The organism is Labilithrix luteola (genome assembly GCF_001263205.1).
GTDB classification, from domain to species: Bacteria; Myxococcota_A; Polyangia; order Polyangiales; family Polyangiaceae; genus Labilithrix; species Labilithrix luteola.
Map to the genome: position 1 here is coordinate 3,796,742 of NZ_CP012333.1, position 22,673 is coordinate 3,819,414.

The window sequence follows — 22,673 nt, forward strand, 5'->3', positions numbered from 1 at the left end:
TCTCGACCTGGACGGCGGGGGTCGACGTTCAGACGCCAGATCCTTGGCCGTCCCACATTGTCTTACTTACGATCGCTCACCAGGAGGCCGCCCCCATGCTGTCCGTCGAGCCGGTCCGCCGCGCGTTTCGTCGTTTCGTTCGCATCGATTGCCAGGTCGTTCGTGAGCACGATTTCACCCTCGTTGGTGAGCTTGCGCTCGATCTCTCGACGAAGGGCATGCTCGTTCGAGCCAAGAAGAGGGTCCTGACCGGCGAAGAAGTCATCGTGACGTTCCGTCCGCCGCGTTCGAACCACTGGTTCGATGCCCAAGGCACTGTCACGCGCGTGCTCCACGGCCGCCGTCCCGGTGACTACGGACTTTCGTTCGGCATCGAGTTCCACGACGTGTCGCTCGAGGACGAGCGCCTCCTCTTCGAGCAGCTCCGGGGCCTGAGCGCGCCCGAGCCGCTCCGCACGCCGCGTCCGCTCGTCGTGCACGCGGCTTGATCCCGTCATGAGTCCAACAGAGCCGCCCGAGCCGCGGGAGTCGTCTGCGTCCCCCTCGGCTCGCGCCCGCGCTCGTTCGCGCGAGGAGCTCGCCGACTACCTCATCGAGCTCGGCGCCACGCTCGCCTCGTACGGATGTCCGAGCTACCGGCTCGAAGACGTCATGCGTCTCGTCGCCGACGTCGAGGGCTACCGCGCCGAGCCGTTCGCGCTCCCGACCGGGCTCTTCGTGCGCGTTCTACCCAAGGAGTTCGGCGGCTCGGGGCTCCCCGACGTCCATCGGATGACGCGCGTGTCCGACTGGGGCGTCGATCTCGAGCGCCTCACGCTGGTGGACGAGATCTTCAACGACGTGGCCGATCGTCGCGCCACCATCGAGGAGGCTCGCGCGCGCATTCGCGCCGTCGTCGCCAAGCCTCCGTACTGGTCGCCACCCCTCGTGTGGGCCGCCACGACTGCTGCGGGTGGAGCGGCCGCTGTATTCTTTCGAGGCTCGTCGATCGACGTGCTCGTGGCATCGATCGTCGGCGCCGTGATCGGTGGTAGTCGTTTCGTTCTCGGCCGTACGCCCGCGCAGCGCCTGCTCAACGACTTCTTCGGAGGCCTCTTCGCCGCCGCCTGCGCCTGGATTGCGATCCACGCGTTCCCCCACGTCTCGCCGCCGATCATCGTCGTCGCCGGCGCGATCTCGCTCTTTCCCGGCATGACCTTCACGACTGGTCTCGCCGAAGTCGCGCAGAAGAATCTCGTCTCGGGCGGCGCGCGCCTCATGGAGGCGGCGGTCACCCTGCTGCTGATTCTCTTCGGCGTCGCGCTTCTCGCCGGCTTCGAGCAGATGGTGGGCGAGAAGATGTCCGTCATTCGAGCGATGGCGGAGCCGCAGTCAGGCCTCACGCTTCCGTACCAAGCGATTGCGCTCGTCGTCTCGTCGATGGCCTTCGCCGTCATCTTCCAAGTACCTCGCCGCTTCCTCTGGGCTGCGCTCGCTTCGGGCGCGACGGGCTATGCCGTGACCGCTCTCGCTACGCGTCACCTGCCCGCGCATGTCGCTGCGTTCTGTGCGGCGCTCGCCGTGTGCGTGCTGGCCAACGGTCTCGCGCGCGTGACGAATCGCCCGGCACAGCTCTTCCAGTTGCCGGGGCTCATGCTCCTCGTCCCGGGCAGCTTCGGATTCCGAGCGCTCGGCGCCCTTCTCGATGAAGACGTCGGCGTGCTCGCGGGGTTTCGCAAGGCTTCGCCATGGCCATCATCGGCACGGCGCTCGTCGTCGGCGTTCTCGTCGCCAACGTGGTGATGCCCGCGAGGAAGCTTCTCTAGCGCTCTACTTCTTCGGAGCGCACTGGGGCTTCGGACGCCGGACCCCCCGCGCATCGACGGTGAAAGGTACGTCGCACTCGCTCCCGCGTGTCACGCGCGGCGCGGAGACGGTCTGTACCTTGGTGACGGGCGCGGCGCTCGGAAGGGCGCTCGCGGTTGCCGTGCCGATGACGATGGCCGACTCCGTCGGTGCGGTGCCGCCACTCGGTGCCGGCGACGGTTCGACCGTCGGAGCCTCGGCCGCAAGCTCCTGCACTTGATACCAGCGGAGTGCGAAGAGGATCACCGCCACGAGCAATACGGCGCCCGTGGCGATCAGCATGTTTCGGCTGACGCGCGAGTGCGGGGCGTGCTCCGTCTCGGTGATCATCGACGGCTCGGGCGCACGCAGCTTCTCTTCCTCGAAGCGTGTGCGCTCCCCCGAGATTTCCGTGCCCACGTCGCGGCCGTCCGGAACGCTGTCCGACTTGACGATGCCGCTCTCCATGTCGAGCGGGCGCGCCGGCGAATGGATGCGCATCGGCGGAGGCTTCGGGCTCGCCGTGTGAGCTTCGATCTGGCGAACCAGATCCATGCGCCACGCGAGCGGTTCGCCCGCGGCCTTCTCGACCCATGCTCCGATCTCGCGCGGAGGGGCCGGCCGGTAGACGCGTTCGAGCGCCTCGGCCATCTCGCGCGCGCTCGACCATCGCTTGTCGGCGTCGCGGTCGAGGCCCTTCATGACGATGGCGTCGAGCTCGGGGGATAGCGTCGGAATGATCGCGCTCGGTGGGCGGACGGGCTGGTGAATGATCGCGTAGACGAGCGAGGGAATGTCGTCTGCCTGGAAGAGGCGCTGGCCGGTGAGGGCTTCCCAGAGCAGTACGCTCGCGGAGTAGACGTCGGCGCGCCGGTCGATCGGTCCCTTCGCGAGCTGCTCCGGGGACATGTAGGCCACCTTGCCTTTGAGCTGGTCGGTGCGCGTCTCCTGGACGCGGTTCGTGGCCTTGGCGATGCCGAAGTCGAGCACGCGGGCGATGCCGTCGACGCCCACCTGGATGTTTTGCGGCGAGACGTCGCGGTGGACGATGCCGAGCGGCTGTCCCTTCTCGCTCTTCGCTTCGTGCGCCGCGTGAAGCCCCTCGAGGGCCGCGCAGACGATGCCGACGATGTAGCGCGCCGGCACGAGCCTGCCTTCGTCGCGCGTCTTTCGAACGAGCCGCGAGAGCGATTCGCCCGCGACGTACTCCATGACGAGGAAGAGCTCGTTGTCGTCGGAGACGACGTCGAGTGTCGCGACGACGTTCGGATGCCTCACGCGCGCTGCGAGCCGCGCCTCCTCGAGGAACATCCCAACGAATTCGGGATCTTTGGCGAGGTGCGGATGGAGTCGCTTGATCGCGACCGTACGCGCGAAGCCGTGGGCAAGGAGGCGAGCAAGATGCACGGTGGCCATGCCGCCCGCGGCGATCTCGCCGTACAGCGCATAGCGTCCGAGGCTTCCGCGGTAATCCGCGGTCGATTGCTCCGCCACGTGGACACCGAGCTTACCAGAGCGCTACCGGAGCTGATAGCGAGAGGTCCCCCGCGAAAACATGTAGGGAATCGCTTGCCAGAGACCCCACCCGCGTCTACGTGGCTAGCCCCATGGGCACTCCGGCGGCACCTGCGGTACCTGCTTCTCGCGGACGTCTCGCTCGCTTCGCGTGGTTCGTGCTCGCGTACAACCTGGTGGTGATCGCGTGGGGCGCGTTCGTTCGCGCCAGCGGATCGGGCGCAGGGTGTGGGCGTCACTGGCCCCTGTGCAACGGCGAAGTCGTGCCGCGCCCGAAGAGCATCGCCACGATCATCGAGGCGGGCCACCGCGCCACGAGCGGACTCGCATTGATCTTCGTGTGTGTGCTCGCGGTGTGGGCTTTCCGAGTGTTTCCCAAGGGGGATCGGGTTCGTCGCGGCGCCGCGCTGACCGTCGTCTTCATGTTCGGCGAAGCGCTCATCGGCGCGGGGCTCGTGCTCTTCGAGCTGGTCGCTCACGACGCGTCGATGAAGCGCGCGCTCTCGATGATCCTCCACCTCGGCAATACGTTCCTGCTCCTCGGGGCGCTCTCGATCACGGCGTGGACGATCCACCGAGCTCGAACGTCTCCGCCAACAGCGGAACGCGCATCGCGCTCGCGTCTTCTGACCGTCGTTCTCACGCTCGCGCTGCTCGCGGTGCTCGTCCTTGGATCGAGCGGCGCCGTGGCCGCTCTCGGCGACACCTTGTTCCCGGCGCGGAGCCTCGCCGAAGGGCTCGCGCAAGATCTCTCACCCGTTGCGCACGCGTTCCTTCGCCTGCGCCTGTTCCATCCGTTCATCGCACTCGCCACGGGCGTGCTCGTGCTCGGTGCGGCGAGCTTCGCGCGTGTCGTCCACTCCGCGCCTCGCGTGCGTCGCTTCAGCCACGCAGTGACGGCGCTCTTCGTCATCCAGTTCTGCGCCGGCCTGCTCAACGTGACCTTGCTCGCTCCGATCTGGATGCAGCTCGTTCACCTCTTGCTGGCCGACGCGACGTGGATCGCACTCGTGCTGCTCGGTTGGGAAGCGACGTACGGCGACGGCGCGCTCGTCCTGGCTCAGCCGCCCATCATGTCGAGGAACGGCCCCGGGCCGATGAGCGAAGTGCCGCCGTCGATGAGCAACGTCGACCCGGTCACGTACGCGCCGGCCGGAGAAACCAGGTAGAGCACCGCGGCCGCGATCTCGTCGATCGTGCCGTAGCGCCCGAGCGGAACGCGCTTCTTGAGGCCGGACTCGACGTCGGGCGGCGCGAGACGGCTCATGCCTTCGGTGCCCTCTACGGGGCCGGGAGCGACGGCATTCACGCGGATGCCCATGCGGCCCCACTCGAGGGCCAGGTCGCGCGTCAGCTTGGCGATGCCGGCTTTGGCGGCGCCCGCGTGCACCTGCAAGGGCGTCGGAACGTCGGCCTGCGTCGCGGTGATGCTGACGATGCTGCCGCCTTGCTTGGCGAGGTGCGCGAAGGCCGCTCGGCACGCATTGAAGGTGCCGCACAGATCGATGTCGACGACGGAGCGGAAGCCATTGGCGCTCAGCGATGCGGCCGGCGCGAGGAAGTTCCCGGCGGCGCTGTTCACGAGCAGATCGAGTCGCCCGGCCTGCGTCGCGGCGTCGTTGATCGCCTTCTCGAGCGCGGGGTAGTCGCGCACGTCGCACGCGTGCGTGGAGGCTTCGCCACCAGCGTCGCGGATCGTCTTGGCGACGTTCTCGAGCTTCTCCAGCGTGCGACCGACGAGGGCCACCTTGGCACCGTGGTGTGCGAAGAGCATCGCGATGCCCGCGCCGATGCCACTGCCGCCGCCCGTGACGAGCGCAGCTTTTCCGGCGAGGAGGTTCGGGGCGAAGACGTTTTCCATGCCCGCGTTTCTATCACGCGCGGGCGAGGCGCGTTTTCAGCCCGCGGTTCGCGGCACCGGCGTGCGGAAGACGCCGCGCCAGAGGGGGTAGCTCCAGAACACGAAGACGACGTTGCTCGTCACGAGACGCACCGCGAGAAACGACCATGACGGCGCGTCACGCAGCGCGAGCACTCGCGCGGCCTGGTCGTAGAGCACGCCGTTCAAGCCGAGCGCGACGAGCTCGACGAGCGAATAGAGAACCGCCTGGCGCATCACCGACCCCTCGGTTGCACGGAATGCGAAGTGGCGGTTGCCGAGAAAATTCACGGTGCCCCCGCGAGCAGTGCAGGCACGTTGGCGATGCGCGCGCTCAGGCCGAAGCCCGACACCAGCACGGCGAGCACGAGCAGGTCGGCGAGCGTGGCGGCGCCGCCAGCCAGCGTGGCGCGGAGAAAGCGAAGCCAACCCAGGCGGGGTGAAGCGACCATTCTCGGTAATTGGTGCAATGGTTGAACCAATTTTTGAGAGGCCACGATTTCGGCGCTCTGCGACGTTTCTGCGAACGCCGATTCGCGCGAAGGGCAGGCGGGATACGCGCTCGCCGACATCGCGACGAGTGTCGGAGGTCGAGGTGGCGCCCGGGCGCGGACGACGTGTCAGTCGCGCGACAAGTCAGGCGAAGACGATGAGCGCCACGACGACGCCCGCGATACAAAACGCGAGGGCGGCGAACACGAACGTCAACACGAGCACCGTGGCGTTCCGCGCTTGGCGTGCCGCGACGGCTGCCTGCTGGGTCGCTTGCAACGAGGCTTCATGCATCGGTCCCTGCGCGTAGCCCCAACTCGGGTGCACCCAATCGTGTGGCGTGGGTTGCACGCCGAAGCCACCCGCCGGCGGCGGAGCCTGGCCTTGCAGCTCGTGCATCCGCGCATGGGCGTTCTGCATCATCGGCTGCAGGTTCGGGCTGGCGAACATCTGGTTCATCAGCGCGACCTGCTGTGCAGCCCGCGCGTGGTGGGCGAGGACCTGCCCGCAGTGCAAGCAGTTCACGCGACGGAGGTCGTCCGTCGTCATGTTCTTGCCGCAGTTCGTGCATGCGACGCCGTTCGGATCCATCGCCACCTCCCCGTTGGACGGATGGGAATGCCGAATAGTCTATCGTCGGCGTGCCTAGAGCGTGTGCGTGCTCGGGGGCGGCACGCCGGGAGCGGCTTTTTCCTCGTCTTCGGCGATCTCCGCGAGTCCCGCTAGATCGGCCAGACGGAGCGGGTGGAAGGGCGGACGAGGCGTGAAGGGATGCGATGCATCACCACCGCGCTCGGTCAGGAGCTTCGCGCAGAGTGCAACGCAGCTCTTGCCCTGGCACCAACCCGTGCCGAATCCCGTGTAGCGCTTGAGCGACTCGATGTCGGTGTGGCCGCGTTCGACGGCCTCCTCGAGCTCGTGGAGCGTGACGTCTTCGCAGCGGCAGACCAGAACCTTGGCCATGGACGTGCCCTCTCAATCGCCCGTGTATTCGCAGCGCGCGTCACATGTCTCGAAGACGGTGACCTGCGTGAGCGAGGGGAGCGTGGGCTTCATCTGATCCCAGATCCACTTGGCGAGGATCTCGCTCGTCGGGTTTTCGAGCCCGGGGATCTCGTTCAAGTAGTTGTGATCGAGCTTGTTCCAGATCGGCTGCCAGATGTCGTGGATGATGTCGTAGTCGATGAACCAGCCCGTCTTGGGGTCCACGGGGCCCGCGACGGTGAGCTCGATCTTGAACGAGTGGCCGTGGAGCCTCCGGCACTTGTGGCCCTCAGGCACGAGGGGAAGGCGGTGGGCGGCTTCGAAACGGAATTCTTTGACGAGGCGAACGTTCACGGCGCCGCGAAGCCTACCACACGCGCGATGACAGCGGTTTTGCCGCCGAAATTTGGCGCCGAGCGCGAGCCATTCGCGCGGAGAACGCTGGATTCGCCGCCAGACTTGCCCGAGCAGCTTGCTTCGGCTAAATCGGCCTGCCCTCGAGGAAACCGACCATGTACCTCATCCTTTCGAAGAAGCCGCGCAAGAACAACCGCACCAAGACCAAGCGTTTCCGCGCCAAGTTGAAGGCGAAGGACCGCGGTCGTCGCGCGCGCGTCTACCAAGCCCACCGTGCGTGAGTAGGCGGGCGCTCGAGAGAGCGTCCACACGTAGCCTCGATGGAATAGGCAGGCAGGGCCCCTCACGGGGTGCCTGCCTTTCGTCGTTGTGCGCCCAGCATGGGCGCTGTCTTGTTGGTGCGCTGAACCGCTGGATGCGGGCCCACACGTCCGTGGTGTGGGAGGGGAGAGCTGAGGCGAATCTCGGCTGTCCCTACCCGATTGCTTGGCTCGTCAGACGTTGGGCGCGACGGGTAGCGTCGGGAGCGCGGCGCCGTGTAGAGGAGGTCGGGCATGCCTCGCTCGTCGACACCCCGTCTTACTGCGCGCAACGCGGACCGCCACGATCTCTACCAGCGCAGCGTCCAGTTGCCCGAGCAGGAGATCCGGCTCCTCGACAAGGTCTTCAAGGCCCACACCGGCCGGCGCCCGCTCCACCTCCGCGAGGACTTCTGCGGGACAGCCCTCCTCTGCGCGCAGTGGGCGAAGAGCCACCCGGAGCGCACCGCGATCGGGCTCGACACGCATCGGCCGACGCTCGAGTGGGGGCGCACTCACAACCTGTCCGCGGTCGGCGTCGCGGCCGCGCGCGTCACGCTGCTCGAACAGGACGTCCTCGTGCCGACGCGACGGAAGGTCGAGGTCATCGGCGCCTACAACTACAGCTACCAGGTGTTCCACGAGCGCGAGCTGCTCCTGCGGTACTTCCGCGCGGCCCATCGGTCGCTCACGAGCGACGGGCTCTTCGTGCTGGACGCGATCGGTGGGAGCGAGGCTACCTGCGCTCGCGTCGAGAGGCGCCGCGTGGCGGGCGGATGGACGTACATCTGGGAGCAAGAACGCTACGACGCGGTGAACGCCAACTTCGTCTGTCACATCTCGTTCGAGTTCCCCGACGGAACCGCGCTCCGCCGTTCCTTCACGTACGACTGGCGGCACTATTCGCTCCCCGAGCTCCGCGACATACTCCTCGACGCCGGGTTTGCCTCCGTCGACGCGTACTGGGAAGGCACGGACGCGAGCGGTCGCTACGGATCGGGCAGGTATCGGCGTGTGTCCCAGGCCGAGAATGAGTGCGTGTGGAACGCCTACCTGGTGGCTCGCAAGGGCCCGCCGCTGCCCGGGAGTCGCGACGCGCTCAGAGGATGATCTCCGTGAACGTTCCGGCTGCGAGCTTGCGGACGAGTTGGTGCGCTGAACCGCCGGATGCGGGCCCGCAAGTCCGTGGTGTGGGAGGGACAGCTGGGGTGAATCTCGGCTGTCCCTACCCGATTGCCTGGCTCGTCAGACGTTGGGCGCGACGGGTATCGCCGGCTTCGCGAGACCGCCTGCAACAGGCACCTCGTCGTCCGTCTCTTCGCCGTCATCGACGGCGTGGCTCTTTGCTCGGTTCGACACGAAGCCGAGTTGCTTGAGCAGCGCTCGCTGCGTGACGGCAATACGGGCGATCTGACTCCATTCGAGATACCAGGCCCAGAGCTCGTTCTCGGCCTTCTCGATCGCTTTCGGATCTTGCGGCGCCGCGGGCTCTTTGCTCACGGCGATCTTTCCGACGTTCTCGAGCAATGCGCGGGCGTCGTTCAGGATGGTGTCGGTGAGGCCGCGCGAGACGAGCACGTCTTTGGCTTGCTTGCCCTCCGCGCCGTACGAGCCAATGCCTTGCGCCATCTGGTCGAAGCGTTCGAGGAACGTACGTACGCTCACGGCAACCGCAGGCCCCTCCGTTTGCGAGAGATTCTTGAAGATCTGCGCGTGCACGGCGGGGAAGCGTCGCTCGAGCGTGGCGGACGCGATCGGAAACCATCGGTTTTCCCATGCATCCAGCTCGGTGAGCGTGCTCGTGTCCGTCGCCGGCGTGCCGTTCGCGTCGAGCTTCACGCGCCCGACGGCGTGGAGCAGCGCCCATCCTTCTTGCAGGTCCGAATCTTTGAATCCATACGCGGCCATCGCCGAAGCGATCCGCGGGCTCCGCATGCCCATCATCAGTTTGAGCACGCGCGCCGCTTTATCTCCCAAAGGCATTCTCGCCATCGAAGTCCCCCTTGTTGAATTGTAGGCAACCGTACGCTCGACACCCCTGAGCGAGACGGCGCGACGCACCCTAGGTCTCCAGATCGGGTCTGTCGATGCGGCCCTCTGTCGATTTTCGTCGGTTCGAAAGAAGCGTAAGCCAGACGCGAAGTTCCCCCGAGGCGGGGCCGCGCGCGCTGCGGCAGAAAGGATCTTCCGAGCAGGGGATCAACTCGCGGGAGCAGGGGATCGACTCGCGGGAGCAGGGGATCGACTCGTGGGAGCAGGGGATCGACTCGCCGGTTGCCCCAGCTCGTTCTCCGAAGCATGGGACCGACGTCGACGAGGCCCTGAATCACTTCTCGGAGGGCGGAGTTCGCGTGCGGGAGGCGGGGCGGCGCAGGCCAGCCGCAGATCTGGCTTGGCCGGGGCAGCTGGGCAGCTTGCGTGCAACTCGTTGAATCGTCTCGCTCCCGTGCTTGGCATGGCGGCAGCTCTGCGCGGCGTCCGTGTCGACCCTCGCGCCCCGCGAAACCGAATCACTGTGCCGCTCTACGAAAAGAACCGAGCGCACGCAGTCTTCGAACACGGTCGTCGTCGTCATCGCATCACGAAGCGAAGCGAATCGCTGTCGTCGAGCGCACTGGCGATTCAAAGGAGAGTGCGCGTTCACCCGTCCCTTCCGTCGCCGAGGCGGCTCCGACGTCAGTCGCGCCGGTGCTTCTGACCGCGTCGTCGTCCGGCTCGTCGTCGGTGGCGCTCGTCACGCCCAATCATTCACTGTGCGGCACTAGTTGCGCGTCCTTGGCGGTCTGCTCTACGCCGCGTCGCCACGCTTGCGGTGGTCGCAGCTCTTACGGCGGACGTTCGACGTCGATGTCGATGTCGAGACGTGCCCGAACTGCAAGGCCGCGTCCGAGTTCTCGAGACCATCACGGCGCCGACGTCGGTGGCACAGCTCCTTACCCCGCGTCGGTCTCTCGACGGAGCCCCCGCGCCTGCACCGCGCGCGCGATCCGACGACGCTCGACGGCGACGCCACGTAGCCCGCCGCCCGCCGCCCGTCCGACGCACGCGCCGTGGGGTGATGCGCCGTTTGAACGAGCTCACAGAGCACGCGTTCCCTTGGTGCCGGAATCTCGCATGGGGCGGGGCGTACGCATTCAGTCCGCTCGGCTTTCCTTGTCCCGGAGCCCTTTTTTCTCTTCCTATTTCTCCACTCCTCGAGACGCCGGGAACCTTGCACAATTGCAGTCACGGGGAAGGCCACGCTGTTCGCCTTGATGAACGCGTACTTCACGCGTTCTCCTTCGCGAAGAACGTGGCCACCGCTTTCAAAATGTCGCGCTCCGTCAGCAGACGCTTGTTCTCACGACGCAAGCGCGCGAGCTCCTCGCGCTCCTCCGTCGTGAGGATATCGGCTCGCACGCCGGCGTCCGCATCGGCCTGCTTCACCCATGCCTGGAGCGACGTGGCGGTGGTCGAGCTCGCGCGCGACCTGCGACACACTCTTGCCGGCCCTCACCATGCGGACGGCACCCGCCTTCTCCTGCGGGGTGAAGGAGCGCCGCGACCGCCGTCGTTTACGTTCTTTCACTGACTTCGTCATCGAACACTATCGCGCTATTCGGGGGTCCGTCAGCAGGGGGAAGGTCATGATCCCGGCTCTACGCGATCCTGTTTCGTGAGTCTGAATGAACGAGGGACTGCCGCTCGTCATCTGCCAGCGCTCGATACAAGGCGTGTTCCGTTCTGGCCACCCATTCGTGGGACGTCGCGCGAGCGAGATGGACATCCGCTATTCGGAGTGCTTCCAGGGAGCGACGGCCGCCGATCCAGGGGATGAGTTCCAGAAGTCGGCGCACGCTCGCATCGCTGCTCGAAGCGTCTAGCAATCGCGATGCTGCCCAGTCATCGAGTTCGGCGCGGAGTTTTGGTCGGACATCTTGATTCCAGCCGATCTCACCCTTTACGTCGTCAGTTGCACTTGGAAGTACCTCTCGAACAAGCTTTGCGAGCCAAATTCCATCATTCATTCGTGTTCCGACAACGATCAGTGCCATCACGCTCTTCCGCATACGCAAGCGCCGTTCTAACAATTGGAGCTGGCGTTCCGAAAGCGACCGCTGACCGACGACCGGCAGCCATGCCAGCAGCGCGTCGCCGTGTTTTCCAAACTTGTCATCAACGAGCGCTTCGAGCACTGTATCGAGGAGGTGCTCATCGTTTGCGAATAGCATCGTCAGGCCGAGGCAATATGACAGGTCGTCGTCCTCCGCAGTGTGCAGGTACTTGGCAAGATCGTGCAGATGCTCCTTCGTTGCCGAATTTGCGAGTGCTTGCGCGAGCCAGTAATTACTCCGCGCGTCGAGAAGTCGTTTCGCGCCTGTCGTAACGAGATCGATGAGTGGGGAGACGAACTCGACCGATGGCATTTCGCTCATCGCGATCATCACATCGCCGCCGAGGTTCGAAAATGGGTCGTTGCGAAGTAGGCTGATGAGCCTTTGCGTCGCTGGACGATAGTCGAGTTCAGCAATTGCGCGACAGAGCCAGCCCTGGTTCTTAGATAAATCGAGTCGCACGAAGAGGGCATGGCCAGTGTCCTGGAGTCTTGAGAGTGCGAGAAGTTTGCAAACTTCCTTCGCGACATACGATGTCTTGGCCGTATCATGAATCTCAAGCAGGCGATCCCGAAGAGATGAGGTTTCGAGTGCCGGATACCAGCTTCTGATCCAGCTGAGTACGTTAGGATCAGCGTCCATAACGAGCCCCAGGAAGAGCTCGGTGCGCCCCTCAAACGTTCGTCGCTCCACCGCTGTAGCGACATAGCGACGTACGTAGCCATCAACTTTCGGGTCACGCAAGATCGTGACGAGTCTCGCGGTACATTCTGGCGAGTCGAACGCCACAAGAGCATCAGCGACTTGGTGCATCCCGAGTCCGACGCTATTTGCAGATCGAGCGATAAGCTCAACCATTGCAACAAGAGTCCGTTCAGCGCCGTCTATACTTACTAACCGACATATCGCATCTACAATGCGATGAGCCCGCACTCCGCCGTCGTCGTGTGCGGCACGCTCGAACGCCGCGAAGAGGCGGCTGAGTAGGCGATCTGCCACGCCCTCTAAGATGTCTCGCGAGAAGATTCCCACACCCCACGAAAGCAGTCGTGCGATTGCTTCGCCATCTCGCGTTGCCTCGCCTTCGGCGAAGGCCTCGAGCGTGTCGCGCTGCTCATCCTGCGTTCCCGTCGCGGCAAAGTAGAGCACTGCGTCGATGCCAGGACTCGATCCAGAGTGAATTGAAATCCATCTTTTGCGCGCCGATGACTCACTTGTACTCAGTCGGCCGATCATGATGGCGATGACGTAGTCTCGAATGTGCGAATGGTAGAACGTGACGTATTCGATGCCCGAGTTGTCGGCGTGCCTGAGGAGAAGACCCGAGAGAAATATCTCATTTGGTAGGTCATCAAGCAAGGTGAGGCCGAGGTCTTGGCGCAATACATCGATTGTGCAATGAAAGGAAGATTGAGAGAGCAGGCGGTGTGCAAGGGCGACGAGAACCCGCTGACCGAGCGAGGGAGGGGACGTCTTTGCGAGGGAGAGTTCGAGGAATCGCTGCAGCACCAGTCTCGACGACGAGTGCACGCTACCAAGGGGCACGCCGTCGTTAGCCGCGATCTCGGTTACGACGCGCAGTGTGAACGGATGCCGCAACGCTTCGTTATCTGTAACGCGGCCGTTTTCCGGCTTTAGATTCAGGAAAGCTGTCGCTCGAGAGATTGCGTCAGAACGTTCCGCCTGAGTGAATGTTCCTAGTTGTAATATCGGCACATCAAGGTGTTCGGCGAGAGGTCTGCTGATGCCGCGTTCAGTCAGAAATTGTGGCCAGTGCTCGTCCTTGCACGTCAGAATTACCTTGAGGCCTAGTTGTGCGGCGACGGCGGAGAGTCGATCGAGCTGGGTACTTTTGTTGTTTGCTCGCCATTCGTCTATGGCGTCAATGATGATGATGAAATGCTTTTGGTGTGCACGGGTTAGTGCGGTAACTTTTCGAAGGATGGATATGTCGCTCTCTTGTGCAGAGAATGTCAGGTTGAAGTCGAATGCAATCTCGCTGAGTAAGGATTCTCCGAGCAACGTGCCGGAATAAAAAAGAGTTGGCGCCGGCAATGCCGCCGGCAGTTGACAGGCTAGTACCGTCTTGCCGCAGCCGGAAGGACCGATGCAGGCTAAGATAGGTTGTCTAGCCTCGCGAACAAAGTGATGCACTCGTTCCAGGGCCTCAGTACGTTCGACAGAGAGGGCCGGAATAAATTTCTTTGTCAGCTGCGAGCGGATAGCGTCTCCGGACGCCGCCTCAAATGGGCGCATGGCGCGCTGACGTTGAATGGTGCTAAATGCTATTAGATTGTCCAAAGAGTATCCGACGAATGACAGGAGAGCTTCGTATCGAAGTCGAAGGTCCGTATCGATGTCGGGGCGATAGCTTCCTTGTCGGTCGACTTGCTCGATCTGTTCCGATGTTAAAGTGTTGAACAGATGGCTTTTGTGGCCATTGGATATTAGGACGAATGGAGCCATCGGTTCAAGCAGGCGAGCGTACGAGATTGCTTGACGTGCGGCGTTGGTGTCCACTCTCTCCGACGGCGCTTTTAGTTCTGCGATCAGTAGGTTGTTTCCGTCTCGTTTGCAAAGAATGTCGAGCCTGCCGTGTGCCTTGCCCGTCACGGTGTGCCTACTGCGTCCCAGTTGGATCGTGAAAGTCGACTCAAACACAAGTTCACTCTCGTCGAAGCCGACGCTCCGCAGGAAAGGAACTACGATTGCATTTTTGAATGTTTCCTCATTCATGCTGTTTGCTCATTTGGCGCAATGCGGTACTCGTCAAAAAACGTATCATCTTTGTGCGCTGACGAGGTTCACGACGTGCGCCGCAGCGTCGAACGCACGAAAAGGCTGCGACGCGGTGTGAGCCGGTCTTCCAAGAGCGGGAGCACTCGTAGTCGCGCCCGACGTGCCACCCCGTCGACATGTCTAATCCGAAGAAAGGTGGAGAACCAAAGCGGATTGCGTTCCGTCTATGCTAAAATTTCGCAGAAAACGGAATTGCGTCGACTCGGCGAGAGCGTTTTTGCCCAGTCAAACCCGTTTGCGTTTCCTTCCCCCCCATTCCTTCGAGAACCGGTAAACGCGGGCGCTGGCGTTGGGATTGATGGTGATCATCGTTCCACCGGGCTTCATGACTCGAAGCATCTCGGTGACGGCGCGGCGCCGCTCTTCGGGTTCGAAGTGCTCGATGACGCCCGTGTTCCAGACGACGTCGAACGTTCCGTCATCGAAAGGGAGCGCGAAGATCGAACCTTCGATGAACGCGACCTCGATGCCGCTCTGTTCGTAGTAGGCGCGTGCGATCTCGAGCGCGGGTTTGGCGACGTCGAGGAGTGTCACGCGAGCACCGCGTGCGGCGAGCGCGAGTGAGTTCAACCCGTTCCCGAGCCAACGTCGAGGACCGCCTTCCCCGCGACGTCGCCGAGGACCGCTTCAGAATGCCAAGCGTGTAGCGGCTGCTCGACATCCTGCCAACCGCCGCGATGTAGCGGCGGAGCAGTCGGCCGCGGAAGGAAAAATCCGGACGCATGTTGGAGCCTCCCAGTAGTCCGTCCAAGTCTTCGCGACTGCGTCTGCGCGGGATTCTATGGGCGTCGTATACTGCTCCGGGACGGGGATGGACAAAGTCCAGTCGTCGCTTGCCGTCGCCCCGCAGCGGCTCCGCTCGCCTCGTCCCAGCGGTCTGCGAGGACGAGTGCCATGCGGCGCTCGGGGGCTTCGAGCCGGAATCGTCAGTTGATAGACGTAGAGTCGAGCGACGCCCATTCGACTGCGAAGGTCATCCCATCGCAGCGATCCAGTGAGAAAGGCTGTTCGTCCCGTAGCGCTTGCCAGAGAGAAGCGAGCGAGTCGGCCGTGAGCAACAACGCATAGCCGTCTTCGAAGAGGCGTACTTCATCGCGCTCGACGCCGCCGGTGACGAGTAGAAAGATGCCCGTCATGCGCGAACCATCGGAACCTGGCGGTGTGATTGCCGTCGGCTCTGTCTGCCTGGGCCTCCAGACGAGCCGCGCATTTGCATCGGGCGCCGGATCGGTGAGAAGTGCAACGGGCTCGCTCGGAGCGGACGGCTCGAGCAACTTGCGTAAAACGGGTCTTCCGTCCGGCGTCACCAGCATTCGCAAATGACCAGACTCGGCGACGACGGATGAACCCGACACGCGCGCCCTCGCCATCTTCGCGAGCACGCTCGTCGTCTCTTGTTCGCCCGTGGCGACGCTCGATCGGTGAAGGTCGTTCCATCTTGGAAATGGGAACGTCCGGTAGTGTTCGCCGAGGCGAGCGAGCACGCGGTAGGGGCCGGAGGCTCGGGCAAGTGCGATCTCGTCCGGTCCCACGACGATTGCCGCGAGTGGAGCCGGTGGGAGATCGATATCCGATATCGGATTTGCGTCGACGTAGAGAACTCCATTGTTGCTGCCGCCGAGCAGACCTCGCTCGCCGAATTGAGTGAAGTCACCGTTGCGAACGATCTTTCCTTCACCCGCGAGGCGGTAGACGAAGACGAAGAAGTTGGAGATTTCACGGATGATGGACGCCAGGTCGTCGACGTCTCGTGTGCGGAGCGTCAGGAGGATCTCGCGTTGTCCTCGTGAACGAAGTCCCTCGGTGACGATCGTGACGAACGGACCGTCGACATCCTGCATGGCATGAGCGTGAGCGCGCACTGTCAGCACACCAGGGATCGGTACGAGCTCGATGGGCTTGCCTAGAGCGGGGAGGGAGCCCGATGGCGCGCGCGAGCCGCACAGCTTGGAGAAGATGCCCATCGCGCGTGTTGTACTCCTGCGGTGTCTGTTCGCCAGTGGGTTCTGTCGCTCCCGTTCGACCTCCGGGCTCTCGCGGCGATCGATGCCAAGGTCCTTCGCGCGCTCGTTCAGCGGTTCGTCTTCGCGATCGAATCGCGCTACCGAGCGTGGGCGGAGCGAGCCGGGATCGCCGGAAAAGGAGAAGCTCGCGGAGGAGTGGTTACCTTCGTGCAGCGCTTCGGTTCGAGTCTCAACCCCAACGTGCATTTTCACGTAGTCGTGCTCGACGGCATCTACGTACGCAAGTCGGACGGCGAGCTTGGTTTCATGCTTCACAGCCGCCCGACGGAGCAGAGCTCGTCGCGGTTCTGGGGCAGGTTCATCGGCGAGCGATGGCGTGGCTCGAGCGCCACGGGTACATCGGTCGTTCATCGAGGACCGCCAGCGAGGGCACCCAGGTCAACGACGCACGGCGGTCGCCGCTCGAGGCGTGCGTCTCGATTGCGACGCAGAAGGAGACGACGCGCGCGCTAGCATCGGATGATCGGCAGCTCGATGACCGGGCTTGAGCCGTCGGGCAGGATCAGGAGGGTCACTTCCTAGCGCGCTACTTCTTCGCCGAGCCGCTCGGCGGAGGCGTGGGAGCGACGCCCGGGTCGAAGATGATCGGGTAGACGACCGTGACGAGGCCAGCCTCTGGCTGCGGGAACGAGAGCTTCTGGAAGCTGCTGACCACGCACGCGGCGACACTCGAACTGGGCAGATCCGAGCCGCCGTCCTTCGCGTCGCTGACGGCGCCCTTGTCGTCGATCACGAACTTCACCGTGACGCGGCCCTGGAGGTTCGGGTTCGAGCGGAGCCCGGTCTCGTAACAGCGGCGGAAGCGGCCGAAGTTCTGCCGCACGATGCGCTTGATGATCTCCGGGGGGAGGCGACCATTCACGGACATCGCGCCCTCGCGCATCGACGGCGCCGGATGCGACGAGCCGCTGCCGAGCGTGCCGAGCCCGATGCCTTCGCCGGCGCCCGAGAGCCCGAGCCCGCCCTCGCCGACGGTGTCGCCGATCGCGTCGCCCGTCACGTTGCCGCTCGCGGCGGATGGCGGCGGGGGTACGTCGTGCAGCGCGAAGATGACGGGGTAGACGACGGTGACGTTGCCGCTCTCGGGCTGCGGGAACGAAAGCTTGGCGAAGCTCTGGACGACGCAGCTGACGGTGTCCGCGTGGGGGAGGTCCGAGCCACCATCCTTCGCGTCGCTGACAGCGCCCGCGCGATCGATCACGAACTTCACCGACACGCGCCCTTCGAGACTCGGGTTCGACTTGAGGCCCTTCTCGTAACAGAGGCGGAACCGGCCGAAGTTTTGGCGCACGATGCGCTGGATCACCTCGGGCGGGAGCTTCCCGTTGACGCTGGTCGTGCCCTGTCGGAGCGACGGGACCTTCTTGCCACCGCCGGTAGGCGATGCGCCCGCGTCGACGGATGCAACGGGCTCCGCCGCGCTGGGCGGGGGCGATGCCGTCGGCGCTGCCATCTCGCTCGGCGCCGCGTCGGGGGCGGCCTCGGCGACGGGGCCGGCGGCGCTCGGCGCGACGACGATCGGCCGCTGAGTCTGCGGCGCCGCCGCCTCTCCGCACGCGAGGGCGAGGAGCGCGAGGAGACAGGGAACGGCGAAGAGAACGGGCGCCAGGACGGTGGAGCGAGAGCGCATGCGCGTACTCTACCGGAACGTAGGATCGCGACCATGACGTTCGACGCAAGCGACGACGCATCCGCTGCTGCGATAAGAACTCATTCCGGGAGGTTGGGACCGAAGCTGCCCGTCGATCTCGGATTGGATGCAGTGTGTAGGGTGCACGTGTCTCTCTTGCGAAGAGCTCATCTCTTCGCCTCATCGCCATGGAGTGCTGGACTGGGTAAGTCCCTTCCACTTCGAGAAGGCTCGCAAGCTACGCACGTCAAGATGCGAGCGACCTGCGTCTGGGATGGGAGTGGTCGAACGAGCTCGAACGCCTCCTGCGCGTGGTTCGAGGCGAAGTGGACAAAACGACGAACGCCCACGCAGCCTTTAGCGGTGCGCCGCTTGGACGAGCTCACAGAGCTCGCGTTCCGGGCTCGTGTTCCGTTCATGGAGGAATCTCGCAGCAGTGGTCCGGACGTATGCGTTCCGCCAGCGTTTCGTGGCCCCCGGGCCCGGTTAGCTTTTCCTTCTCTCCATTCATCGACGCCGGCAGTCCTGATTTCGGCGTCGGCTTCTGGATGAATCGTAGGAGCACGCCGCTCGTCCATGGAGGGTGTCTCCGCGGCTCGCCACGCCACTCCTCGTCGTTTTGAGCGTGGTCGCTTGCGCGTGCTTTTTGGGCGCAGGTTACACGTGGTCGCTTCGTGAATATCACGTTCGGGTGCCCGCCCATCGATCGCGTCAACCCGACGTGGTCGAGGGTGAACCCGAATCCTCGCCCGCCTTGACCGTCGCGCCGCCGCTCGGCTCCACCTACGGCCGTGACTCACGCGGCGCCGGCGACCCACGTGGTCTCGACGAGCTGAAGGGGTGCCCGGCCGGTTCCAGCTGGGTTCATCTCGGGCCTCCACCGGTCGGCGGAACATGGCTCGGATCGTGTCAACGAACGTCTCCGTGCCCGATCGGTTCCGTGTGGTTCGGTATGTCCGCCAACGGCGATGGCGGTCTGTCACTCGATTGCCGAAAGCTACCTACTCGCTAGCGTTTGCGCACGGAGCCTCCGCTTTCTGCGTTGTCGCGCTGCGCACGCCGGGACCAACGAAAGCTTCCGCCCTTGCGACGGGGCATCGCGCAGGTCTTCGCCGCGGAGCGACAGTTTCTCGACGCGGGCGCCGGCACCGGTAATGCCGTTTTCCAATACCCCGTGATGCCACCGAGCAGTTGCTGGCGTGCCTCCGCGAGCCAACGAGAGCTCGCGTTCACGTTCACGTTCACGTTCACCTGTCCCTTCCGCCGCCGAGGCGGCTCCGACGTCAGTCGCGCCGGTGCTTCTGACCGCGTCGTCGTCCGGCTCGTCGTCGGTGGCACTCGTCACGCCCACTCAGCTCACTGTTCGGCACTGGTCGCGCGTCCTTGGCGGTCTGCTCTACGCCGCGTCGCCACGCTTGCCCGCGCTACTTCGGTTCGGAGGCCGCGGCGATGCACGCGAGGACGGGTGCAGGATCGCAGCCGTTGAGGCCGGCTCCCCACGGGGCGTTGCACTCGACGAGCGCCCACTGGCCGTCTTCCATGAGTCCAACGTCGACCACACACGTCCGGGGAAACGTTGGAGCCCCCATCGTCGAGACGATTCGTTCGGCGAACCGCGCGGCATCGGCCGCGCTCGCCTCCCCTTCGTAGATGGCGCACGCTCTGACGGAGCCATCGAGAACGAAGGCGCGCGCCTCGGCGACGAACGTGACGACACTCGAGACGAGCACTTCTTCCGAGGCCGCGAGACCTTGCGTCTCCGCCGTGAGCGAGGCTTCGGAATCGTAGACGGCGCTCTTGAATTGCTTCGGAATGACCGACTTCACGAAGACGGGAAACGCGTCAGCCTTCAAATCGGCGAGCGGTAGTATGCGGATCTCACGACGAGCGAACTCCTTGGGAATCGACGCCAGGATGTGGTCCGACGGTGAGACGAGTTGGAGCGAGAGCTTCTCCGCGAGCACGAGGCAAAAGGTGTCATTGCCATAGACGTGCACACGTGAGCGGTCGACGTCCGGGGGATCCCAGAACCGTCCAATCCTCATGACCGAGCCACCGGCGCCCTTCCAAGCCGTCGCGACCGCATCGCGTTCGACGTCGGCCTTTTCGGGTATGAGCAAGAGCCGCTGCCGCATCGGCAGATATTTACGCGAGAGCGCCGAACGCGTCGATGCGCGCGTCAACTCACGTCAACAGACGTCAACTCACGAAGATGTCGCGAAGAACCGTGAAGACTCAGGGGAACGTGACTTCTTGGACGGCGTGGAGCGCACTGCATGCCAACGGGGAAGGCGTTCTCTCCTGCCTACCGACTCGCCTCGAAGACGACGGGATACACGACCGTTGCCACTTTCCCGACGGGCTTCGAGAACGAGAGCTTCTCGAACTGCGCGAGCACGCACGGCACCATCTCGCCAGCAGGTACGTCCGAACCGCCGTCTTCGATCATGGTGGAGGTTCCGGAGGCATCGACGACGAACTTCACCGTGACTCTCCCATCGAAGGGCGTCCCGTATTTGCCAAGCGCCTGCTCGTAACACGCTCCAATGAGGCCGAAGCGAGCGCGGACGACGCGCTTGACCGCGTTGGAAGGAAGCGGCCCATTCACGACGATAGCCCCCTCCCTTACGAGAACTTGGGGCTTGCTGGGCCGTGCGTTGGGGACGCCATCGTGCGTGTTCGGTGTCTGCGCGTCAGCAGGCGCCGACTCGGCCCCCGTCGACCGCGACGCGTCGGGAGGCGGAGGGGGATCCGTTACCGACGCTGAAAGCGTCGCATTTTGCTTCGCTGGCGACGCAGGCGGCGCCAGCTCGTTGCCGGCCCCACCGCCACACCCCACCAAAAGAAAAACAGCGAATCCCAAGGCGGAAACCATGCAGCGGTCGCTCATCCGCCAGAGCTAGCACAGGCGCACGCCCTGGCCACATGGCTAGGGCGTTGCGCATATCTCCTCGGCGTTGCACGAGCAGCCCCGGCCCTTGTGACACTGCTTCGATGCGGAAATGCAGCTGTTTCCGCACGCCCGGCCCGCATCGCAGACCCGGCAGCACTTGTCTGCAGGAATGCATGCAGCGGCCCCCCGACCGTCGCTCTCGACGGTCACGCTGTCGTCCGCGGAGGCGCGCGTGGAGGAGCCAATGGCAAGTAGCGAAGTGACCACGACCGCGACGAGACACGAGCGAATCGATCGTTCCATCATCCGCGACCTCCGGCGTTCATCCTTCGACGTCGAGCCAGCCTTTCATGAAAGCACGGGCGCGCACGCCGCGAGCGAGGAATCCGCTCGAGAGCGCGATGTGGTTCGACGACGCGCCTCGTTTGCCAATCGCTCAATCGCTCCCTCTCGCACGCATGGGAGGCCTCTCGAGGAGGCTCTCCGCCACATGTCCGCGACGGCGCACATCGGTGACAACCCTTGGAATGAAGACGCTCACTCACGAAATAGCGGACCGCATCTATCGCATCTCGACATGCATGCCCGACGTGGCTCCGGGCGGCTTCACGTTCAACCAGTTCCTGATCGATGCCGACGAGCCGCTCCTTTTCCACACGGGCCACAGAGCTCGCGTTGCGCTGGTGCAGGACTCTCGCAGCCGTAGGGCGGAAACGTTCATTGCGTTCGTCTTCTCTTGCCCCGTCGCCCCCTTTCCATTTCCTGCTCTCCTCCAGGGCTTCGCTCGCCAAGCTCTCTTCGGCAATCGCGACGTCTTGGCGGTGGGGAAGGATGTTACGAGAGCATCGCGACGAAGCCCTCGGTCCGATTCACGCGGTGGCACCTCGAGGCTGCCGCGCGCGTGATTCGCGGCGGGAGCGTCGGCAAGTATCCGGAAAGCGCGCGACGATTGTCCGGAAAGCGAACCTCGTACACGAACGAGCGGTTCCTTCGTGCAATGCGAAGTGGCCACGACTAGCGTCCGACCTCATGCGATTCGGCGGTACCTTTGCCTCGCGCTCTTCGATTCCTGCGCTCGTCCTCTGCCTCGCTGTCGCCGCGTGCGGTGGTGAGGATGGCAGCCCCGGTCCCGCTGGCCCGCAGGGCTTGCAGGGAGCCAAGGGCGATACCGGCGCGGCCGGCGCGACCGGCGCGGCTGGCACGACCGGCGACGCCGGCGCGACCGGTACCGGCGGCGGCGTCTCCGCGGACGGCGGCGGTGGGGACGTCATTTATTCCGATTGGCTGAGCCTGAAGTTCATCACGGACGTCGACGACCCGAACACGCATTACGTGAAGATCGCCGTCCCCGACCTCACCAGCGAAATACTGCTCAAAGGCGATGTGCGCGTTTACGTGAACGCCGGCACGTCAGCATCCCCAACGCTCTACAGCTTGCCGTACTCGCAATCGGACGGCTTGTATATTCGAGCTGGGATTTACGAGGGCGGGATTTCGCTCGTATCGAACTCGGACCTCAGCACGATTGTGCTCCAGAACAACGAAACGCAGTACCAGTACCGTTACGTCCTCTTCGAGGGGACCACGCCGGCCAAGTAACGGCTCGACACGGCACACGCGCGACGTCGCGAGCGTCGTAGTCACCTCTCTTGCAGCTCCTCGAGCAGCTTGGCGGCTGCCACGAGGTCTCGGGCCGTGTAGAACAACGACACGCGCGCGGCTGTTCGTCGCGATCAGCTCCGCTCCTCCCCACCTGTCCCGCGAGCGCCGCGATGTGTAGCCGAGGAGCAGCCAGAAATTCGGCGAGCGCGGGCCACGCTTCGATTCGCGGCGGGGGAGGCGACGGCGCGCGAGAGTGAAGACGAGCGCGCCGATGCCCCAAA

The 22,673-nt window shown here is 64.4% G+C and carries 23 protein-coding genes and 1 pseudogene; 8 read left to right on the top strand and 16 right to left on the bottom strand.

Annotated elements, in window-relative coordinates; genetic code table 11:
• Positions 1–95: 95 nt before the first annotated feature.
• Both AKJ09_RS17020 and AKJ09_RS17025 read left to right on the top strand, forming a co-directional pair.
• Positions 96–488, top strand: coding sequence for a PilZ domain-containing protein (locus AKJ09_RS17020; RefSeq protein ID WP_146648262.1), 393 nt, complete (start codon positions 96–98; stop codon positions 486–488).
• 7 nt (positions 489–495) lie between these two features.
• A complete protein-coding gene (locus AKJ09_RS17025; protein ID WP_146648263.1) occupies positions 496–1,782 on the top strand; it encodes a threonine/serine exporter family protein in 1,287 nt (428 codons plus the stop codon).
• 27 nt (positions 1,783–1,809) lie between these two features.
• Here the strand turns inward: AKJ09_RS17025 and AKJ09_RS17030 are convergent, their stop codons facing one another.
• Positions 1,810–3,318 (bottom strand): serine/threonine protein kinase, encoded by a 1,509-nt coding sequence (locus tag AKJ09_RS17030; protein WP_146648264.1) that lies wholly within the window; start codon positions 3,316–3,318, stop codon positions 1,810–1,812.
• A gap of 113 nt (positions 3,319–3,431) precedes the next feature.
• Between AKJ09_RS17030 and AKJ09_RS17035 the strand changes: the two genes are divergently transcribed.
• A complete protein-coding gene (locus AKJ09_RS17035; RefSeq protein WP_146648265.1) occupies positions 3,432–4,508 on the top strand; it encodes a COX15/CtaA family protein in 1,077 nt (358 codons plus the stop codon).
• On the opposite strand, the gene AKJ09_RS17040 is transcribed toward AKJ09_RS17035, so the two are convergent.
• The 6 genes from AKJ09_RS17040 to queD all read right to left on the bottom strand — a co-directional run bounded on the left by AKJ09_RS17040 (position 4,400) and on the right by queD (position 7,048).
• Positions 4,400–5,200 (bottom strand): SDR family oxidoreductase, encoded by an 801-nt coding sequence (locus AKJ09_RS17040; protein ID WP_146648266.1) that lies wholly within the window; start codon positions 5,198–5,200, stop codon positions 4,400–4,402. The two genes, AKJ09_RS17035 and AKJ09_RS17040, sit on opposite strands and share 109 nt — an antisense overlap.
• 36 nt (positions 5,201–5,236) lie before the next feature.
• Positions 5,237–5,509 carry a hypothetical protein gene (locus tag AKJ09_RS53010; RefSeq protein ID WP_169927598.1) on the bottom strand — a complete coding sequence of 91 codons (273 nt, stop codon included), beginning with the start codon at positions 5,507–5,509 and terminating at the stop codon, positions 5,237–5,239.
• Positions 5,506–5,670: a hypothetical protein gene (locus AKJ09_RS53015; protein WP_169927599.1), complete on the bottom strand. Its 165-nt coding sequence runs from the start codon at positions 5,668–5,670 to the stop codon at positions 5,506–5,508. The genes AKJ09_RS53010 and AKJ09_RS53015 overlap by 4 nt, the downstream gene beginning before the upstream one ends.
• 184 nt (positions 5,671–5,854) lie before the next feature.
• A complete protein-coding gene (locus AKJ09_RS17050) occupies positions 5,855–6,301 on the bottom strand; it encodes a hypothetical protein (protein WP_146648268.1) in 447 nt (148 codons plus the stop codon).
• 54 nt (positions 6,302–6,355) lie between these two features.
• A complete protein-coding gene (locus AKJ09_RS17055) occupies positions 6,356–6,673 on the bottom strand; it encodes a (2Fe-2S)-binding protein (protein ID WP_146648269.1) in 318 nt (105 codons plus the stop codon).
• Positions 6,674–6,685: 12 nt separating this feature from the next.
• A complete protein-coding gene (queD, locus tag AKJ09_RS17060; RefSeq protein ID WP_146648270.1) occupies positions 6,686–7,048 on the bottom strand; it encodes a 6-carboxytetrahydropterin synthase QueD in 363 nt (120 codons plus the stop codon).
• A 158-nt stretch (positions 7,049–7,206) separates the two neighbouring features.
• Between queD and AKJ09_RS55570 the strand changes: the two genes are divergently transcribed.
• Positions 7,207–7,332 carry a hypothetical protein gene (locus AKJ09_RS55570; RefSeq protein WP_275936627.1) on the top strand — a complete coding sequence of 42 codons (126 nt, stop codon included), beginning with the start codon at positions 7,207–7,209 and terminating at the stop codon, positions 7,330–7,332.
• Between the two features lie 273 nt (positions 7,333–7,605).
• Complete coding sequence (locus AKJ09_RS17065; protein ID WP_146648271.1) at positions 7,606–8,460, top strand: class I SAM-dependent methyltransferase; 855 nt, start codon at positions 7,606–7,608, stop codon at positions 8,458–8,460.
• Between the two features lie 135 nt (positions 8,461–8,595).
• On the opposite strand, the gene AKJ09_RS17070 is transcribed toward AKJ09_RS17065, so the two are convergent.
• From AKJ09_RS17070 to AKJ09_RS17095, 5 genes are all read right to left on the bottom strand, one after another.
• Positions 8,596–9,333 carry a hypothetical protein gene (locus AKJ09_RS17070; protein ID WP_169927600.1) on the bottom strand — a complete coding sequence of 246 codons (738 nt, stop codon included), beginning with the start codon at positions 9,331–9,333 and terminating at the stop codon, positions 8,596–8,598.
• A 1,284-nt stretch (positions 9,334–10,617) separates the two neighbouring features.
• Positions 10,618–10,830 (bottom strand): hypothetical protein, encoded by a 213-nt coding sequence (locus AKJ09_RS54865; RefSeq protein WP_240488499.1) that lies wholly within the window; start codon positions 10,828–10,830, stop codon positions 10,618–10,620.
• A gap of 158 nt (positions 10,831–10,988) precedes the next feature.
• Entirely contained in the window at positions 10,989–14,180 is a 3,192-nt protein-coding gene (locus AKJ09_RS17085) for a type I restriction enzyme HsdR N-terminal domain-containing protein (protein WP_146648275.1), read from the bottom strand.
• Positions 14,181–14,468: 288 nt separating this feature from the next.
• Positions 14,469–14,813 (bottom strand): class I SAM-dependent methyltransferase, encoded by a 345-nt coding sequence (locus tag AKJ09_RS17090; RefSeq protein ID WP_146648276.1) that lies wholly within the window; start codon positions 14,811–14,813, stop codon positions 14,469–14,471.
• 356 nt (positions 14,814–15,169) lie between these two features.
• Entirely contained in the window at positions 15,170–16,207 is a 1,038-nt protein-coding gene (locus AKJ09_RS17095) for a TGF-beta receptor interacting domain-containing protein (protein ID WP_146648277.1), read from the bottom strand.
• 195 nt (positions 16,208–16,402) lie between these two features.
• On the opposite strand from AKJ09_RS17095, the gene AKJ09_RS56130 reads away from it, so the two are divergent.
• Positions 16,403–16,720, top strand: a complete 318-nt coding sequence (locus AKJ09_RS56130; protein WP_420814279.1) for a transposase — start codon at positions 16,403–16,405, stop codon at positions 16,718–16,720.
• Between the two features lie 73 nt (positions 16,721–16,793).
• Here AKJ09_RS56130 and AKJ09_RS54870 read toward each other — a convergent pair whose 3' ends face one another.
• From AKJ09_RS54870 to AKJ09_RS17120, 4 genes are all read right to left on the bottom strand, one after another.
• Entirely contained in the window at positions 16,794–17,897 is a 1,104-nt protein-coding gene (locus tag AKJ09_RS54870) for an AgmX/PglI C-terminal domain-containing protein (protein WP_240488500.1), read from the bottom strand.
• 1,424 nt (positions 17,898–19,321) lie between these two features.
• Entirely contained in the window at positions 19,322–20,032 is a 711-nt protein-coding gene (locus tag AKJ09_RS17110) for an ATP-grasp domain-containing protein (RefSeq protein ID WP_146648279.1), read from the bottom strand.
• A 170-nt stretch (positions 20,033–20,202) separates the two neighbouring features.
• Positions 20,203–20,505 carry an AgmX/PglI C-terminal domain-containing protein gene (locus tag AKJ09_RS53020; RefSeq protein WP_169927602.1) on the bottom strand — a complete coding sequence of 101 codons (303 nt, stop codon included), beginning with the start codon at positions 20,503–20,505 and terminating at the stop codon, positions 20,203–20,205.
• Between the two features lie 321 nt (positions 20,506–20,826).
• On the bottom strand, positions 20,827–21,096 hold the full coding sequence (locus AKJ09_RS17120; RefSeq protein ID WP_146648281.1) for a hypothetical protein: 270 nt from the start codon (positions 21,094–21,096) through the stop codon (positions 20,827–20,829).
• Between the two features lie 221 nt (positions 21,097–21,317).
• Here AKJ09_RS17120 and AKJ09_RS56135 point away from each other — a divergent pair.
• Together AKJ09_RS56135 and AKJ09_RS54290 are read left to right on the top strand one after the other, a co-directional pair.
• Positions 21,318–21,476: pseudogene (locus AKJ09_RS56135) on the top strand (MBL fold metallo-hydrolase); the annotation flags it as partial.
• 343 nt (positions 21,477–21,819) lie between these two features.
• The gene (locus tag AKJ09_RS54290) at positions 21,820–22,389 is read left to right on the top strand and encodes a hypothetical protein (protein WP_146648282.1); all 570 of its coding nucleotides are present in this window, start codon (positions 21,820–21,822) and stop codon (positions 22,387–22,389) included.
• The last annotated feature ends 284 nt before the right edge of the window (positions 22,390–22,673 follow it).